The sequence below is a fragment of the Pontibacter actiniarum genome (assembly GCF_003585765.1).
Lineage (GTDB): Bacteria > Bacteroidota > Bacteroidia > Cytophagales > Hymenobacteraceae > Pontibacter > Pontibacter actiniarum.
The window spans coordinates 2,434,272-2,449,473 of the sequence record NZ_CP021235.1 but is presented as its reverse complement, the minus strand read 5'-3'; the positions used below and the strand labels follow the sequence as shown (position 1 = coordinate 2,449,473).

The following is a 15,202-nucleotide window of genomic DNA, read 5'->3' as shown; positions in this document are numbered from 1 at the left end:
AGGGGCGTGGCTTTTAAATGCTAATACAATGGGACATCATCATCACCATCATCACGGGCATCACCACCATCATGCTACCGGTAACATCAAGTTTGCCTTTTTCCTGAACCTGGGCTTCGCCGTACTGGAGCTGGTGGGCGGGTTCTTCGTAAACAGCGTGGCCATTATGAGCGACGCCCTCCACGACTTCGGCGATTCGCTGGCGCTGGGTATGGCTTACTTTCTGCAGCGCAAGTCGGAGCAGGAGGGCAATGCCCGCTACACGTATGGCTACAAGCGCTACTCGGTGGCGGGGGCTTTGCTTACCTCACTTATACTTATCGTGGGGGCAGGGTTTATCGTGGCAGAGGCCGTAGAGCGTTTGCTAGACCCCGCTATGCCGGAGCCTTTGGGCATGCTGGCCTTTGCCATACTTGGCATCGCGGTGAACGGGGCTGCGTTCTTTAAATTGCAGGGCGGCTTTAATCTGAACCAAAAGGCGGTATCGCTGCACATGCTGGAGGACCTGCTGGGGTGGGTAGCGGTACTCATTGTGAGCGTTGTGCTGCTGTTTTTCGAACTGCCCTGGCTCGACCCGCTTCTATCCGTAGGTATTTCGCTGTTTATGCTGGTGCATGCGCTGCGTAACGCTTTTGCCGCCCTCAAGGTGCTGCTGCAGGCAAACCCGCTGGCCGACAGGCTGGAGCAGGTAAGGGCGCAGTTGCTGGCACTGCAGCCGGTGCTGGGGGTGCACCAGCTGCGGGTGTGGTCGCTGGATGGGGAGCACCATGTGCTGTCGGCGCATGTGGTGGTGGCAGCGGTGGGAGAACCGGATGCGGCAGCTACCCTGAAAAACGAAATCAGAAACGCCCTTAAGCCCTTCTCCATAACCGAGGTAACCCTGGAGTTGGAGCAGGCAGAGGAGCGGTGCGCCCTGCAGGTACAAGTATACTTATAATTATAATTATAATTATAAGTATAAGTATAAGTATAGCGGCCTGTGCCACACAAAGAAGCCGCCTGTAACACAGGCGGCTTCTTTGTGTGCGGGCTGTACAGCTACGCGTTTGTACTTGCCGCTTTAGCGCTGGTAAATGCCCAGGTAGCGTTTTACCGACCGCTCAAAAGCTCCCTTGGCTCCCGTGGCAATCACCTGCCCTTCGAAGGCGGCATGGATGGTGTCGAATTCCAGCGGATGGATGCGCTCGTGTATAAGGCGGATGGCCTGCTGCGGCAGCGGTACCAGGTTCGGGTAGCTGTACATAAAGGATACGTGCTTTCTGTCGCGCACCACATAGATGCTGTCGCCGGTGAGCAGGGTTCCCTGGCCGTGCCGGGGGAGGTGCAGTACGGTGCTGCCGGGGAAGTGCCCGCCCACATGCACCACCTTCATGCCGTCCCACAGCGCCAGCTCTTTGCCGCTCCAGAGCCGGATGTGCCTGCTCTCGTCTTGTATCCAGGCCTTGTCGTGCGCGTGCAGGTAAACGGGGCAGTCGAAGGCCGTGGCCCACTCCGCCATCAGGCTGTAGTAGTGCGGGTGCGAAATAGCGATCGCCTGGATGCCTCCCAGGGAGCGGATGTAGGTCGCCGTCGGCTCATCCAGGTACGGAATGCAATCCCAGAGTACGTTGCCGCTCTTTGAGAGCACCAGGTGGGCTTTCTGCCCAATGGCAAAGGCCGGTGTGATCTTCAGTTCGTAGAGGTCCGTTTGCAGTTTGTTCGTGCGGATGCCGCGCCCTTTTGCCAGTTCATCGTAACTGAGCCACTTCTGGCCCCCGTTGCCCACATACTGGCGGTCGTCGAGGCAGATGGGGCAGGTACTCTCTGCTGTTTTAGCCGAGGCGTAGCGGGTGCCGCAGGTAGCGCAGATGTTCTGCCGGTGCGGGTGCGCAATGGCGGGGGCAAGCCCTGGCCCTGTAGCAGGTGTTGAAAAACTGTGCTGCGCCAGGCCCGGCACCATGAGTAAGGAGGAGCTGAGCAGCGATTTCTGAAGGAAGGCTTTACGGTTCATGTGTATGTTGTTTTATGGATGCGAGGATCGTTTTAACAACACAAAGTTCTACACCGGCAGCCCCGGGCTCAATGGACAAATCCTCCTTTGCCCTGCACTTATCGGCCCTTAGGTTGCGGCGGCGGCATGCTTCTCCTGCTGCCGGAAGCCCTGCGGCGAGGTGCCTTCGTTTTTGGTAAAGAAGCGGGTGAAGTAGGCCGGGTCTTCGAAGCCCAGGTGGGCGGCCACTTCCTTTACAGAGAGCCGGCCGTGGTGCAGCAGCCTTTTTGCCTCCAGCATGAGGCGCTCCTTTATGAGCTGGCTTACCTTTTTACCGGCATACTTGTGCGTGATTTCGTTGAGGGTGCGTGGCGTAATAGCCAGCTCCGAGGCATAGTACTGCACCGCGTGCTGCCGTACATAGTTCTCCTCCAGCATCTTTTTAAAGGAGCGGTACACCAGGTAACGGGGCTCCGGGCCTGGCTGCAGCTCTTCCCGGTGGCTGTCTTTGAGCTTGTACACCTGCAGCAGAAAGATTTTGAGATAAGAAGCAATGATAACCGCTGACAGCTCGGAGGGCTGCTTGTACTCCAGCAGCATCTTCTGCATCAGGTCGTTGAGCAGGAGCACGTCAGTGGGGGCCAGGTGCAGCACCGGCTGCACGTTAATATTGTCGAAGATGCCATACTTGAGCAGCAGGTTCTCCGTGCCAGACTCCGTGGAGAAGAGCGACTCGTTAAATTTCAGGACAAAGCCCTTGGTGGGGCCGTTTTTCACGATCTGGTGAATGTGGCTGGGCTGCAGCAAAAACAGGCAGGGCCCCTGGAAGGCATAATCCCTAAAGTCAATGGTGTGCGTGCCGCTCCCTTCTATAATCCAGATGACCTCGTAGTAGGTGTGGCGGTGCGGCGCGACCCTTCGCAGGCCCGCATCCTGCCTGTCTTCGTACGAGGCGATGTAAAAGTCGCGGAGGTTGTTTTTGGAGAAGCTTTCTGCCTCAGAGAAAACCGGTACGGGAGCGCCTGCTTTTACCATAGTATAAACTCGCTTTTAAAGATGCTAAAGTATAGAACTGATAAGCAAGGTGTAAATTAAGTATAAATCCTGCACAGCCAGCATACTGCCGGTGCAGGATTTATACTTTAAGTTCCGGTGGCTACAGCACTTCCAGGTTCCCCATCATGCCCAGGTCCTCGTGCTCCAGAATGTGGCAGTGGTACATTACCTTGCCCGTGAATCCTTCGAACGGAATGGCGATGCGCACGGAGCCGTTGGCCGGTACGTTCACCACGTCTTTCCAGGCACGGTAGGGCACCGCCTCGCCGTTTACAGCGATTACTTGGAACGGGAAGGTGTGCAGGTGGAACGGGTGGTCCATTGCCATCGGGTTCACAATGTCCCACACCTCCAGGGTGCCTGCGCGGGCAGTCAGGTCGGTGCGGCAATGGTCAAAGGTTTTGCCGTCGATGGTGAACTGCAGTGGCTGCATGGTGGCCCCGAAAGTAAGCGTTTTGTGAGCCGCCGCCGTGGTCAGGTCCAGCGCCGGTATTTCCACCAGCTTGCCAGGCAGTTCGACTTGGGCTGGCGCACCCTGTACGGCAAAGGTAGCGAGTATGGCCCCGCCGGCTGGGGTGTCGGTGCTTGGCCCGGCGGGAGTTCTGCTGTAGGGCATGTTCAGAAGTGCCAGGGGAGCGGCTTCCATCGCCTCAACCAACATATCGGCTCTCTCCCCCGGTGCCAGCAGCAGGGTTTCCTTGGCCACAGGTTTTTCCAGGAAGCTCCCGTCCATGCCGATAACGTGCAGCTGCTTGCCGGGGATGCCCAGGTGGTAGTAACGTGCCGATGAGGCGTTCAGCACCCGTAGCCGCAGAAGCCCCGTCGGCACCTGCATCTCCGGCATTTTCTCCCCGTTCACCAGCACAAGGTTGCCCTCCTTGCCCCTTCCCCAGTCCATGCCGGTGTGCGGTGCCACATGGCCGTTCTCCAGCTGGATGTCGTGCAGCACGAGCACTTTCTCGGTGGCGGAGGCAAGGGCAGGCAGCTTGTCGGCCTCTCCCCGGATAATGATGGGCCCGGATAGCCCTTCGAAGAGTTGCCGCGTAACGCTACCGTGGGCGTGCGGGTGGTACCAATACATGCCGGCGCTGCCCGCCTGTGCGGTAAACGCGTACGAGAGGCTTTCTCCGGGGGCCACTACCTGGTGGGGCTTATCCTCCTCCGGCGACATAGATATGCCGTGCAGGTGCAGGTTAGATGGTGCCGTTAGCTGGTTGGTAAAGTGCACACTGACATGGTCGCCCTCCTGCAGCTCTAGTAAAGGGCCGGGAAAGCTGTTATTGTAGGTCAGCACGGATGCCGGCTTTCCGTGCAGCATGATGTGGCTTTGCCGGGCTACCAGCTCAAAAGAAAGGTGTCTTTCGCCGGTTTGTGTAATTGCAGGGGTCGTGGGTGCTTCCGTTTTCATATTTGTGGCCGTGTTGGTTACAGGAGCAAAGCTAACGGGTCAGGCAGGAGCTGCCGTTACATCATTTTCGGGATGAGTTACAAGTTTTTCCGAGTGCCATTTCCACCCCGATCGGGTTGGCAACAGAGTAAGCCTGCTTATCGGTGGAGAGCTGGTGGCTCATGCCCTTGCTGTTAATCAACTCCGGGAAGGCTTCTCTTTCAGCACAGTTAAACGCATTGCTAAAGTATGGGCAAGCGCTTTTAAGCCCTTTTGCCGATGCGCTAGCTCATACATCGAACGCTGTCTTTGGCTGGTCTTCCTTTTGTGCGAATGAGTTTTCTGGCCTCTGTTTACGGTTCTGCACTTTGCCTTTCCTTTGGGTGTGAGAAAATAGACATCCTCCCTGCGTTGCCAACCTAGCGTTTGTAGGGGATTAAACTATGGCGCTAGCCGCTACAGGCAGTGGCAGGCCAGCGTGCGTATTTATACTTGCCACTGCTTTACATAATTGTTTTTGCGGATGCCAGGAAGAGTGTGCGGCTATAGTTTAACTATGCCCGCACAGGTGCGTAGACAGGGGCTGGTGGTCTGGGAGCTTATGCTGAGTACCAGCCTCAGGGTGATAGCAACAGGTACCTCAACTGGCGGTAGGTGTCGTGTGCATCAAGCGCAGCTGTGAACTAGCCATTGTGCAGGAAGACCGGGCAGCGGAAACGACGGTGCACATGGAGCGCTTGCGGGGGCTGTTGGCAAAGCCTTCTCTCCCTGACGAAGAGCGAATGGGTGAAGTAATTTAACCTTTCCGCTAGATACAAAAGCTGTCATTGTACAGGGGCAGGCAGGGCTACTGCAAGGTATAGGCGCGTGCCGCTGCTCCGGTATCCCCAGACCAGCGGCCGGCCCGGGGGGAGCTCCGGAGAGTTGCCTCTTCTGTCGTCTCCCGCTTATCCTTCTGCCGCCAGCCCCGTACTAAATAGCCCTGCGCAGGGGGCGTATGTAAAACAAATCCATAACTGAAACGACCGATAGTGCTGATTGATAACCACGGAAGACGCGTAAATTACTTAAGGCTGGCTGTGACCGACAGGTGCAACCTGCGCTGCTTTTACTGTATGCCGGAGCACGGCAACGAATGGCTGCAGCGCAAGGAGCTGATGACCTATGAGGAGATGCTCCAGATTTGCTCCGTGCTGGTGAAAATGGGCGTGGACAAAGTACGTATTACCGGGGGCGAGCCGTTTGTGCGGAAGGGCATGATGCGCTTTCTGTCAGACCTGACGAAGCTGCCGGGGCTGGAGCAGGTATCCATCACCACCAACGGCGTGCTCACGGCGCCCCTTGTGCCCGAGCTGAAGAAAATCGGTATCCATTCGGTTAACCTGAGCCTCGACACGCTGGACCGGAACCGCTTCTTTGCCATTACCCGCCGCGATGTGCTGCCGGACGTGATGCACACGCTGGAGGCGCTGCTGCAGCATGAGCTACCGGTAAAGCTAAATACGGTTGTGATGGACGGTAAGAACGTGCAGGACATCAAGCCGCTGGTAGAACTGACGAAGGAGCTTCCGGTTAGCGTGCGCTTTATTGAGGAAATGCCCTTTAACGGGAGCGGAGACCATAACACGCACCTGCCCTGGGACCACTTCCGCATACTGGAGGCGATCAGGGAGGACTTTCCGGGCATCCAGAAAGTGCCGGACCCGGCAAACTCCACCGCTTACCACTACCGTATCCCCGGCCACAAAGGCAACGTAGGCATCATAGCGGCCTACACGCGCTCTTTCTGTGGGTCCTGCAACCGGCTTCGGCTCACCCCGCAGGGCGTTTTAAAGACCTGCCTCTACGGCGATGGCGTGCTCAATGTGCGGGATCTGATGCGTGCCGGTACAGGCGAGGCTGTGCTGCAGCAGACCCTGACCAAAGCCATCGGCAGCAGGGAAAAAGACGGGTGGGAAGCCGAGAAAAACGCAGCGGCCATCAGCTCCCTCAGCGCATCCATGGCGACCATCGGCGGATAACACCTGCGCAGCAGCCAATGGTACACGCTATGAGCCAGAGCGCAGCAACACGCAAAAGAAAAAAGTAAACGAATGGTTTTAGTTGAAGAAGCGGAAGCGATTATCCAGGCGCAGGCCCGGGACTATGGCACCGAACGCCTGCCGTTCGAACAGGCGCTGGGCAGGCTGCTTGCCGCTGACCTGAAAGCAGACAGGGACCTGCCTCCCTACAACCGGGTGGCTATGGATGGCATCGCGATCCGCTTTAGCGCCTTTGAGAGCGGCAGAAGGTCCTTCACGATCAGCGCCACGCAAGCCGCCGGCGATCAGCCAGTGGAGCTACAGGATGCTGCGGAGTGCGTGGAGATCATGACGGGCGCAGCGCTGCCGGCCACCGCCGATACCGTCATCCGCTACGAAGACCTGGAACTGCAGCAGGGTGTGGCGACCGTGCTTACTGAAGCAGTGCACAAAGGGCAGCACATCCACTGGAAAGGCAAAGACAAAAAGCAGCACGATGTGGTGGCGGAGGCCAACCAGCTTATCACGCCCGCGCTTGTAAGTATGGCTGCTGCCGTAGGGGCCACCGAACTGCCGGTGAAGAAGCTGCCAAAGGTGGTGGTGGTTTCTACCGGCGATGAACTGGTGGAAGTGCACGAACAGCCCCTGCCTTACCAGATCAGGCGCTCTAACAGCTACATGGTAAAGGCTGCGCTGGAGAAGTACGGTGTGCAGGCAGAGCTGCTGCATATTCCAGACGACCTGGCGGCCGCGCGGGAGCAGCTGCAGCTGTGCCTGCAGCAGTACGATGCCGTTATACTGAGCGGCGGGGTGTCGATGGGCAAGTACGACTACGTGCCGCAGGTGCTGGAGGAGCTGCAGGTGAACCGGCTCTTCCATAAAGTACGGCAGAAGCCGGGCAAGCCATTCTGGTTCGGCACGCATGCCGCCGGCGCACTTGTCTTCGCCCTGCCCGGCAACCCTGTTTCTACTTTTGTATGCCTGCACCGCTACTTTATCCCATGGCTGCTTGCCTCTGCCGGGCAAGTACAGCAGCAGAAAGTACACGCCGTTTTAGCTGCAGACCTTACGTTTAACCCGCCACTGCAGTACTTCTTACAGGTCAGGCTAAGTATAAACGGCAGGGGGCAGCTGCTGGCCACTCCCCTGGAAGGCAACGGCTCGGGCGACTTTGCCAACCTGGTAGAAGCCGATGCCTTTCTGGAGCTGCCGAGGGAGCAAAGCAGCTTTAGCAGCGGAGAAGTGTACCGGGCGTGGCCTTTTAAACAGTTATTTTCATAGAAGCATCAATAAGTATATGAGTGATTTTTCACACCTCGATGAAAAGGGGCAGGCCACGATGGTGGACGTAAGCGCCAAACAGGTAACGCAGCGCACGGCGACGGCCCGAAGTGTGGTGGCCCTGCCAGCCGAAGTGCTGGAGAAGTTTGCCGAAAACGACATTCAGACGAAGAAGGGGGCCGTTTTCCAGACAGCGGTTTTGGCGGGGATTATGGCGGCCAAGAAAACAGGCGACCTTATACCGCTGTGCCACCCACTGGGGCTGGACAACTGCCACATTACCATCCGGGTAAACGAGCAGCAGGAGGTAGAGATTGACTGTACGGCCAGCGTCACGGCCAGAACGGGCGTGGAGATGGAGGCACTGGTAGGTGCCTCGGTGGCGGCGCTAACCGTGTACGACATGTGCAAAGCACTCAGCCACGACATCGTGATAAAGGAAACAAAGCTACTAGAGAAGACAGGAGGGAAGCGTGACTTTAAAAGAGCATAAGAAGCACAGCACTATCAAAAGGCCGGGCTACGGGAGTTTCGGGCGGCAGGAGTGGGCCATACTTGGAGCCCCCTGCGATACAATTAAAGCGCTGGCCGATACGGTAATCAGTTCTCTGGCTGCAGTGCACAAGTGCGCCTACGTAGATACACGGCATGCCGAAGGCGACGCAGCGGTGAACCTGCCCGGCCGTTTGGCGGCCGGGGCGGCACTGGCGTACACAGACGAAATCCACTACGGCCAGTTCAATTACAAAGTGCAGCCTAACCCGTTTCAGTACAGGCAGCTCTTTAATGAGGCGGACCTGGTGCTGGTGAACGGCAATCACCACCAGGCAAAGGCGCAGGTGGTGGTGATAGATGCGGTAAAGAAAGAATCGCTGCGGAAAAGGGTGGCGCAGCTCACAAACGTACAGCTGTTTTTAATGGCAGGCAATGCCGATGAAGTCTTTGACTTTGTGCGGGAGGCCGTGCCCGAATGGCAGCAGGTGCCTGTTTTGCGGCTGGCGGATACAGCGGAAATCTGTGCCTTCTTCGGGGAGCGGCTGCTGCAGGCAAAGCCGGTACTGAACGGGCTTGTGCTGGCAGGCGGCAAAAGTACACGCATGGGGCAGGACAAAGGCGCCATGGCCTGGCACGGCAAAGAGCAGCGCTACTTTGCGGCCGACCTCCTGCAGGAGCAGTGCAGGGAGGTGTTTATCTCCTGCCGCCCGGAGCAACAGGCGGAGCTGAACGGAAGCTATAAAACCATTCCCGACACCTTTACCGGACTGGGGCCTTACGGGGCTATCCTTTCCGCTTTCCGGGAGCAGCCGGAGGCGGCCTGGCTGGTGGTGGCCTGTGACCTCCCGATGCTCCACAGCGAAACGCTCCGCTTCCTGGTGCAGCACCGCAACGCCGCGGCCAACGCTACTACCTTCGAGAGTCCGCAGGACGGTTTCCCGGAGCCCCTGATCACGATCTGGGAGCCGAAAAGCTACCTGACGCTGCTGGCCTTCCTGGCACAGGGCTACACCTGCCCCAGAAAGGTGCTGCTCAACAGCGACATCAGCCTTCTGCAGTCTCCATACCCGCAGGCACTGCTGAACGTGAACACCCCCGAGGATGCAGAGCGGGTAAAGCAGCTGCTGGGGCAAAAAAACGTACTTGCCGATGGAAACTGACCTGCTGCGCTACAGCTGCCAAGTGGCGTTCTCGACACAGCTACCCGAAGCAGCGGAAGCGCCAACTAGTAGCGCACAGGAGCTGAGGACACTCCTGTAAAGCCGGAGGTGCTGGCAAACGTGCGTCGTGCGGAGGAGCGTGAGGGGTTTCGTATCGGTGGCCTTCATGTGCCGCTGAACCAGGTACAGAGTGCTGCGTTCAACCTAAACAAGTCGCTTGTATTTTATTGTGCTCCGGGTAAGCGAGGCGGCAGTAGAGCAGCTCAGGCAGCCTGACCCTGCTGCCGATTAAGGCATGGGCAGAGCAAGTATAGGCGGGTTAAGGGTGTGCCGCCACCCAGGCTTCCCCATCCTCAAACACCTCTTTCTTCCAGATTGGTACGGTCTGTTTCAGGGTGTCGATGATGTAGCGGCAGGCGTCGAAGGCGGCAGCGCGGTGGGCAGCGGAAACAGCAATCACCACCGGCACTTCGCCCACCTGCAGCACGCCGGTGCGGTGGTGGAGGAGCACCTTGTGGAGAGGCCATTTCTCCAGAGCCTGCTCTGCGATCTTGGTCATCTCGTTGCGTGCCATCTGTGCATAGGCCTCAAACTCCAGCCGCTGGACCTGCCTGCCCTGGGTGGCGTTGCGCACGGTGCCGACAAATACATCAATGCCCCCGCTCTCCGGCGTCATCACCCACTCGATACAGGCAGCGATGCGCAGTGGCGCTTCTGTTAATCTTATATCTATCATACTTTTCTCTCTTTAACCACCGCTTACTGGCGGGATAACAGCCACCTCATCGCGCTGCTGCAGCACACATTCCCCTGTGGCATACTCGTTGTTCACGGCCATCATAAAGGAAGTCAGCTGCTTCAGGCGGGGATACTTTGCCTCCAGGGCTGCACGCAGTTCCTGGACAGTGGCGCCTTCCTTTACCTCCACGTCTGCCGAGGAACCCCCGAAAATATCCCTGGCAATACCAAACGCTAAAACATGTACTTTCATAGTTGATCTGATTTAACCCAGGTGCTTGTAGAGCACCTCTATACCGGCCACAAATATGAGCGCGGCCGTCATACGGCGGATGACAAGGTGGTTGAATTTAATAACAGCCAGGCGCGAACCCAGCTGGCCTCCCGCAAACACGGCCAGTGCCAGCAGGCCTATCCGCTCAAAGTTTATACTTGCCGGCAGGTGCGTGAGCTGCCCTGCAATGCCTGAAACGGAGTTTACAAGTATAAAAACGCTTGCTGTGGCTGCAATTCTCCGCGGGGTGTCCCACCGGGCCAGGTTAAGTACGGGCGACAGAAAAATGCCGCCACCAATACCCAGCATGCCGGATAGAAAACCGATGCTGCCGCCCAGCGCTCCGTCTTTTACGTAAGCTGGCTTTTTCGCTGCTGCAAGCGTGTCTTTCTCAGTATACGCCCTGTTGCCTATCCACAACAAAACGGCAGCTAGTAACAGGCAGATACCCAGAAGTATAAAAAAAGTGTGTTGCGCGATCCTTAGCGAAGCGCCCGCGTAGGCCAGGGGCACACTTACCGCTACCAGGGGTACGATCTTCCGCCAGTTTACCTGGCCGTGCCGGACGAAGAGTATCGTGCCGCCCGTTACCACCACGATGTTGCAGACCAGGGCAATAAGCCGTATCTCTTTAAAGGGGAAGGAGTAAAGCGCCAGGATGGCCAGGTAACTGGAGCCGCCGCCAAACCCTACAGAAGCGTACACAAAGGCAATAAAGAAGAACAGTGCGATTATTTCCCAGTGCTGCATGCGGTTTTGTTAAGGGTGTGTGGCGTGATGTGTTTATACCTGGTGCGGGCCTGTTGCCGGCCGTCTGCATGACACTACGCAGCCGTACTTTTCAGAGTTTATACTTTCGTGGGCGCGGCCCTGAGGCTGGGGCCTGTGCAGGAGACCACTCTTAGCCTATCGGTTTCCGCCTCCTTGCCTGCCGTTTGCCCATCAGCATCAACTTTCAGCGGAATAACCCCGTAAGCTTTTAGACTTAAACTGGCTGTGCCTGCAGGTGGAGCATGTGCTTCCTCTAACGCCGTATGTGTAGCCCTTGTACTGATCATGTCTCATAAACTTACTCTTGTGCTATGGAAAACAACTCCGCATCATTACCTCCTAAACAACGCGTCTCGCTTCGCATCAACGGCGCTGAAAGGCAGCTGGAACTCGCTCCCTGGACTTCGCTACTGGATGCCCTGCGGGAGCACCTGGGCCTGACCGGCACGAAAAAGGGATGCGACCACGGCCAGTGCGGCGCCTGCACAGTGCTGGCTGACGGCAAGCGCATCAACTCCTGCCTCACGCTGGCTGTCATGCAGGAGGATAAGGACATCACAACCATCGAAGGGCTGGCCAAAGACGGGGAGCTACACCCGGTGCAGCAAGGCTTTATCGATCACGACGCCTTCCAGTGCGGCTACTGTACGCCGGGGCAAATATGCTCGGTGATCGGTTTGGTAAACGAGGGGAAAGCCAAAACCCTGGACGATATACGGGATCTGATGAGCGGTAACATCTGCCGCTGCGGAGCCTATGTAAACATTGTAAAAGTAGTGCAGGAAGCACTGGAAAGGAGCACAGCCCAATGAGACCATTTACCTATACCCGTGCCGATGGGGTAGAAGCTGCCGTTGACCAGGTGGCCAGCCACCCGAAGGCCAAGTTTATCGCAGGCGGCACCAACCTGCTCGACCTGATGAAAATAGACGTTATGCGCCCGCAGCACCTGGTGGACATCACGCATATCGCGCTTAAAACAATTGAGGAGAACCAGGAGGGCGGGCTGCGCCTGGGGGCGCTCGTCACCAACGCCGACACCGCCTACCACCCGGAGATAGAGCAGCGTTACCCGCTGCTGTCGCATGCCATACTGGCGGGGGCCACTGGGCAGTTGCGCAATATGGCGACCGATGGCGGTAACCTGCTGCAACGCACCCGCTGCTATTACTTTTACGATACCGATACCCCCTGTAACAAGCGCGAACCGGGCTCCGGCTGCTCAGCCATCAACGGCTACAACCGCGACTTGGCCATCCTGGGCACCAGCGAACATTGCATTGCCACGCACCCCTCCGACATGGCCGTAGCCCTTGCCGCGCTGGAAGCAAAGGTGAACGTAACGGGCAAAGGCGGCGACCGCATGATTCCGCTTGCCGACTTTCACCGCTTGCCCGGAGACACGCCGCACATCGACACGAACCTGAAGGAAGACGAGATCATTACCTCCATTGACCTGCCTGCCAAGGGCTTTGCCGACCACTACACCTATATCAAGCTCCGCGACAGGGCCTCTTATGCGTTTGCACTTGTGTCTGTGGCCGCAGCCCTGGAGCTGAATGGCGAGACCATCAAAGAAGCGCGCATTGCGCTCGGCGGTGTGGCGCACAAACCGTGGCGCGTGCCCGAGGCCGAAGCAATGCTGCGGGGGCAGCAGGCTACCCGCGAGAACTTCCGGAAAGTAGCCGAGGCCTATGTGGCAGGGGCAACCGGATACGGAGACAATGACTTTAAAATTGAGCTGGCGAAGCGGGCAATCGTTCGTGCGCTGGAGCAGGCTTATAAAATGGAGGGTGCAGCATGAAAACAGATCAGATAGGAAAAGCGACGAACCGGGTAGACGGTCGCGCCAAAGTAACCGGCGAGGCAAAGTATGCCGCTGAGTTTAACGCGGATAACATGGCCCACGGCTTTGTGGTAAGCAGCGCCATAGCCAGAGGTAAAATCAAAAGTATAGACACCAGCAAAGCGCTTGCCCTGGAGGGGGTGCTGGAGGTGTTCACGCACGAGAACAGGCCCGGCTATGTGTGGGGAGACAAGAACTACAAGGACCAGGATGCCCCGCCAGGCTCCCCGTTCCGCCCGCTGTACGACAGCGAGATACAATTCAGCATGCAGCCTATCGCCCTGGTGGTGGCCGAGACGTTTGAGCTGGCACGCTATGCCGCCATGCTGGTAGAAGTGGAATATGAGCGTGCGGAGTTTGATACGGACTTCGAGGCGAACATGAGCGAGGCTTATGTGCCCGAGAAGTATAAATCCACGCCGCCGCCAGACCCTCGCGGCAAACCGGATGAGGCCTTTGAAAAGGCAGCCGTTAAGGTCGAGACCACCTATGCGCACCCCAGCGAGCACCACAACCCGATGGAGATGCACGCCTCAACGGTAGTTTGGGGGCAGGACGGTAAACTCACGGTGTATGATAAAGTGCAGGGAGTGCAAAACAGCCAACAGTACATCTGCGGTGCCTTTGGCATGGACAAGGAAGACGTGCATGTGCTGTCGCCGTTTGTGGGTGGCGCCTTCGGCTCTGGCTTGCGGCCGCAGTACCAGCTGTTTCTCGCCGTGCTGGCAGCCCGGGAGCTGAAACGCGCTGTAAAGGTGGTGCTCACCAGGCAACAAATGTTCTCTTTCGGCCACCGGCCTAAAACCGTGCAGAAGTTTGCCGTTGGGGCGGCTGCAGATGGTACGCTCCAGTCTGTGAAGCACGATGCCTTTGCCGAGACATCAAAGTTCGAAGACTACAGCGAGGATGTGATTATCTGGCCCGGCGTGCTTTACAAGTGCGACAACATGGAGCTCAGCCATAAACTGGTGTCGCTGGATGTATACACGCCCCTGGATATGCGCGCGCCCGGCGGCACCACGGGTATTTTCGGGCTGGAGTGCGCGATGGATGAGCTTGCCTACGAAGCAGGTGTAGATCCGCTGGAGTTCAGGCTAAAGAACTATTCGGAGAAAGACCAGAACCAGGATAAGCCTTTTTCCAGCAAGGAGCTGAAAGCCTGCTACCAGCAGGGAGCCGAGAAGTTTGGCTGGAGCAAGCGCAACCCTGAGCCAAGGTCCATGAAAGAGGGCCACAACCTCATCGGTTGGGGAATGGCGCACGGAGCCTGGGAGGCTGCGCAGCAGGAAGCTGCCGCCAAAGCCGTGCTGCAGCCGGACGGCAAGCTAACGGTTAGCAGCGCCACCGCCGATATCGGCACCGGCACCTACACGGTCATGACACAGATCGCAGCCGAGACAGTCGGCCTGCCGCTTGAGGACGTGACCTTTAAGCTCGGGGACTCTTCCCTGCCAAAGTCGCCGCTGGAAGGTGGCTCCTGGACCGTGTCTTCGGTTGGCTCTGCGGTGAAAGCCGTTTGCCAGAAAGTACGGGAAAAGCTGTTGAAACTGGCCCAGCAGGTTGCTGACTCTCCGCTGGCAGGAGCCTCTTTAGACGAGGTAACGTTTGCCGACGGTAAGATATACCTCTCCGGCGATGCTGCCAGAAGCGTAAGCATTGCGGCGGCCCTGGAGCAGAACGGCGGCAAATCCATTGAGGAGCAAGTGTCGAATAAACCGTTGGAGGCGCAGGAAAAGTACGCGCCTTACTCTCACTCCGCCACTTTTGTAGAGGTGAAGGTGGATGAGGAACTGGGCACTGTAAAGGTAACCCGCGTGGTGACAGCCATCGCTGGCGGGCGCATTATCAACCCTAAAACAGCCCGAAGCCAGATTCTGGGCGGTGTGGTATGGGGCATCGGTGCCGCGACGGAAGAAGAGACCGTGATGGACAACAACCTGGGCCGCTTCATGAACCATGACCTGGATAAATACCACGTTCCGGTAAATGCTGACGTGCACGATATCGACGTAATCTTTGTAGAGGAAAAGGATGATATCGTGAACCAGCTTGGGGCGAAGGGCCTGGGCGAAATCGGGATCGTGAGTGTGGCGCCTGCCATTGTAAACGCTGTTTTCCACGCCACAGGCAAGCGGGTGAAGGAGCTGCCAATCACGCTGGACAAACTCCTGTAGGGAAAGTTAGGTTTAGAGGTTTAGGCTCTT

The 15,202-nt window shown here is 57.6% G+C and carries 14 protein-coding genes; 8 read left to right on the top strand and 6 right to left on the bottom strand.

Translation table 11 applies throughout. The annotated features are described in order from the left end of the window. The first annotated feature begins 28 nt into the window (after positions 1-28). Complete coding sequence (locus CA264_RS10615; RefSeq protein ID WP_025607002.1) at positions 29-937, top strand: cation diffusion facilitator family transporter; 909 nt, start codon at positions 29-31, stop codon at positions 935-937. Positions 938-1,060: 123 nt separating this feature from the next. On the opposite strand, the gene CA264_RS10610 is transcribed toward CA264_RS10615, so the two are convergent. From CA264_RS10610 to CA264_RS10600, 3 genes are all read right to left on the bottom strand, one after another. Next, positions 1,061-1,990 carry an MBL fold metallo-hydrolase gene (locus tag CA264_RS10610; protein WP_025607000.1) on the bottom strand — a complete coding sequence of 310 codons (930 nt, stop codon included), beginning with the start codon at positions 1,988-1,990 and terminating at the stop codon, positions 1,061-1,063. A 108-nt stretch (positions 1,991-2,098) separates the two neighbouring features. Continuing rightward, positions 2,099-3,004, bottom strand: coding sequence for a helix-turn-helix domain-containing protein (locus CA264_RS10605; RefSeq protein WP_025606999.1), 906 nt, complete (start codon positions 3,002-3,004; stop codon positions 2,099-2,101). A gap of 121 nt (positions 3,005-3,125) precedes the next feature. After that, positions 3,126-4,433 carry a multicopper oxidase family protein gene (locus tag CA264_RS10600; RefSeq protein WP_025606997.1) on the bottom strand — a complete coding sequence of 436 codons (1,308 nt, stop codon included), beginning with the start codon at positions 4,431-4,433 and terminating at the stop codon, positions 3,126-3,128. A gap of 1,010 nt (positions 4,434-5,443) precedes the next feature. Here CA264_RS10600 and moaA point away from each other — a divergent pair. From moaA to CA264_RS22100, 4 genes are all read left to right on the top strand, one after another. Then, the gene (gene moaA, locus CA264_RS10595; RefSeq protein WP_025606995.1) at positions 5,444-6,433 is read left to right on the top strand and encodes a GTP 3',8-cyclase MoaA; all 990 of its coding nucleotides are present in this window, start codon (positions 5,444-5,446) and stop codon (positions 6,431-6,433) included. Between the two features lie 72 nt (positions 6,434-6,505). Next, positions 6,506-7,714 (top strand): molybdopterin molybdotransferase MoeA, encoded by a 1,209-nt coding sequence (locus CA264_RS10590; protein WP_025606994.1) that lies wholly within the window; start codon positions 6,506-6,508, stop codon positions 7,712-7,714. A gap of 16 nt (positions 7,715-7,730) precedes the next feature. Beyond that, entirely contained in the window at positions 7,731-8,207 is a 477-nt protein-coding gene (gene moaC, locus CA264_RS10585; protein ID WP_025606993.1) for a cyclic pyranopterin monophosphate synthase MoaC, read from the top strand. Beyond that, complete coding sequence (locus tag CA264_RS22100; RefSeq protein ID WP_025606991.1) at positions 8,188-9,369, top strand: NTP transferase domain-containing protein; 1,182 nt, start codon at positions 8,188-8,190, stop codon at positions 9,367-9,369. The genes moaC and CA264_RS22100 overlap by 20 nt, the downstream gene beginning before the upstream one ends. 319 nt (positions 9,370-9,688) lie before the next feature. Here CA264_RS22100 and CA264_RS10575 read toward each other — a convergent pair whose 3' ends face one another. Genes CA264_RS10575 through CA264_RS10565 form a run of 3 tightly spaced genes read right to left on the bottom strand, consistent with a single transcriptional unit; the run spans position 9,689 to position 11,131 of the window. Then, on the bottom strand, positions 9,689-10,105 hold the full coding sequence (locus tag CA264_RS10575; protein WP_025606989.1) for a molybdenum cofactor biosynthesis protein MoaE: 417 nt from the start codon (positions 10,103-10,105) through the stop codon (positions 9,689-9,691). Positions 10,106-10,117: 12 nt separating this feature from the next. After that, complete coding sequence (gene moaD / locus CA264_RS10570; RefSeq protein WP_025606987.1) at positions 10,118-10,360, bottom strand: molybdopterin converting factor subunit 1; 243 nt, start codon at positions 10,358-10,360, stop codon at positions 10,118-10,120. A gap of 12 nt (positions 10,361-10,372) precedes the next feature. Then, positions 10,373-11,131 (bottom strand): sulfite exporter TauE/SafE family protein, encoded by a 759-nt coding sequence (locus CA264_RS10565; protein ID WP_025606985.1) that lies wholly within the window; start codon positions 11,129-11,131, stop codon positions 10,373-10,375. A 332-nt stretch (positions 11,132-11,463) separates the two neighbouring features. Between CA264_RS10565 and CA264_RS10560 the strand changes: the two genes are divergently transcribed. Genes CA264_RS10560 through CA264_RS10550 form a run of 3 tightly spaced genes read left to right on the top strand, consistent with a single transcriptional unit; the run spans position 11,464 to position 15,172 of the window. After that, the gene (locus CA264_RS10560; protein WP_025606982.1) at positions 11,464-11,964 is read left to right on the top strand and encodes a (2Fe-2S)-binding protein; all 501 of its coding nucleotides are present in this window, start codon (positions 11,464-11,466) and stop codon (positions 11,962-11,964) included. Continuing rightward, on the top strand, positions 11,961-12,956 hold the full coding sequence (locus CA264_RS10555) for an FAD binding domain-containing protein (RefSeq protein ID WP_025606980.1): 996 nt from the start codon (positions 11,961-11,963) through the stop codon (positions 12,954-12,956). The genes CA264_RS10560 and CA264_RS10555 overlap by 4 nt, the downstream gene beginning before the upstream one ends. Continuing rightward, positions 12,953-15,172 (top strand): xanthine dehydrogenase family protein molybdopterin-binding subunit, encoded by a 2,220-nt coding sequence (locus CA264_RS10550; protein ID WP_025606978.1) that lies wholly within the window; start codon positions 12,953-12,955, stop codon positions 15,170-15,172. Before CA264_RS10555 ends, CA264_RS10550 begins: the two co-directional genes overlap by 4 nt. Positions 15,173-15,202: the final 30 nt, after the last annotated feature.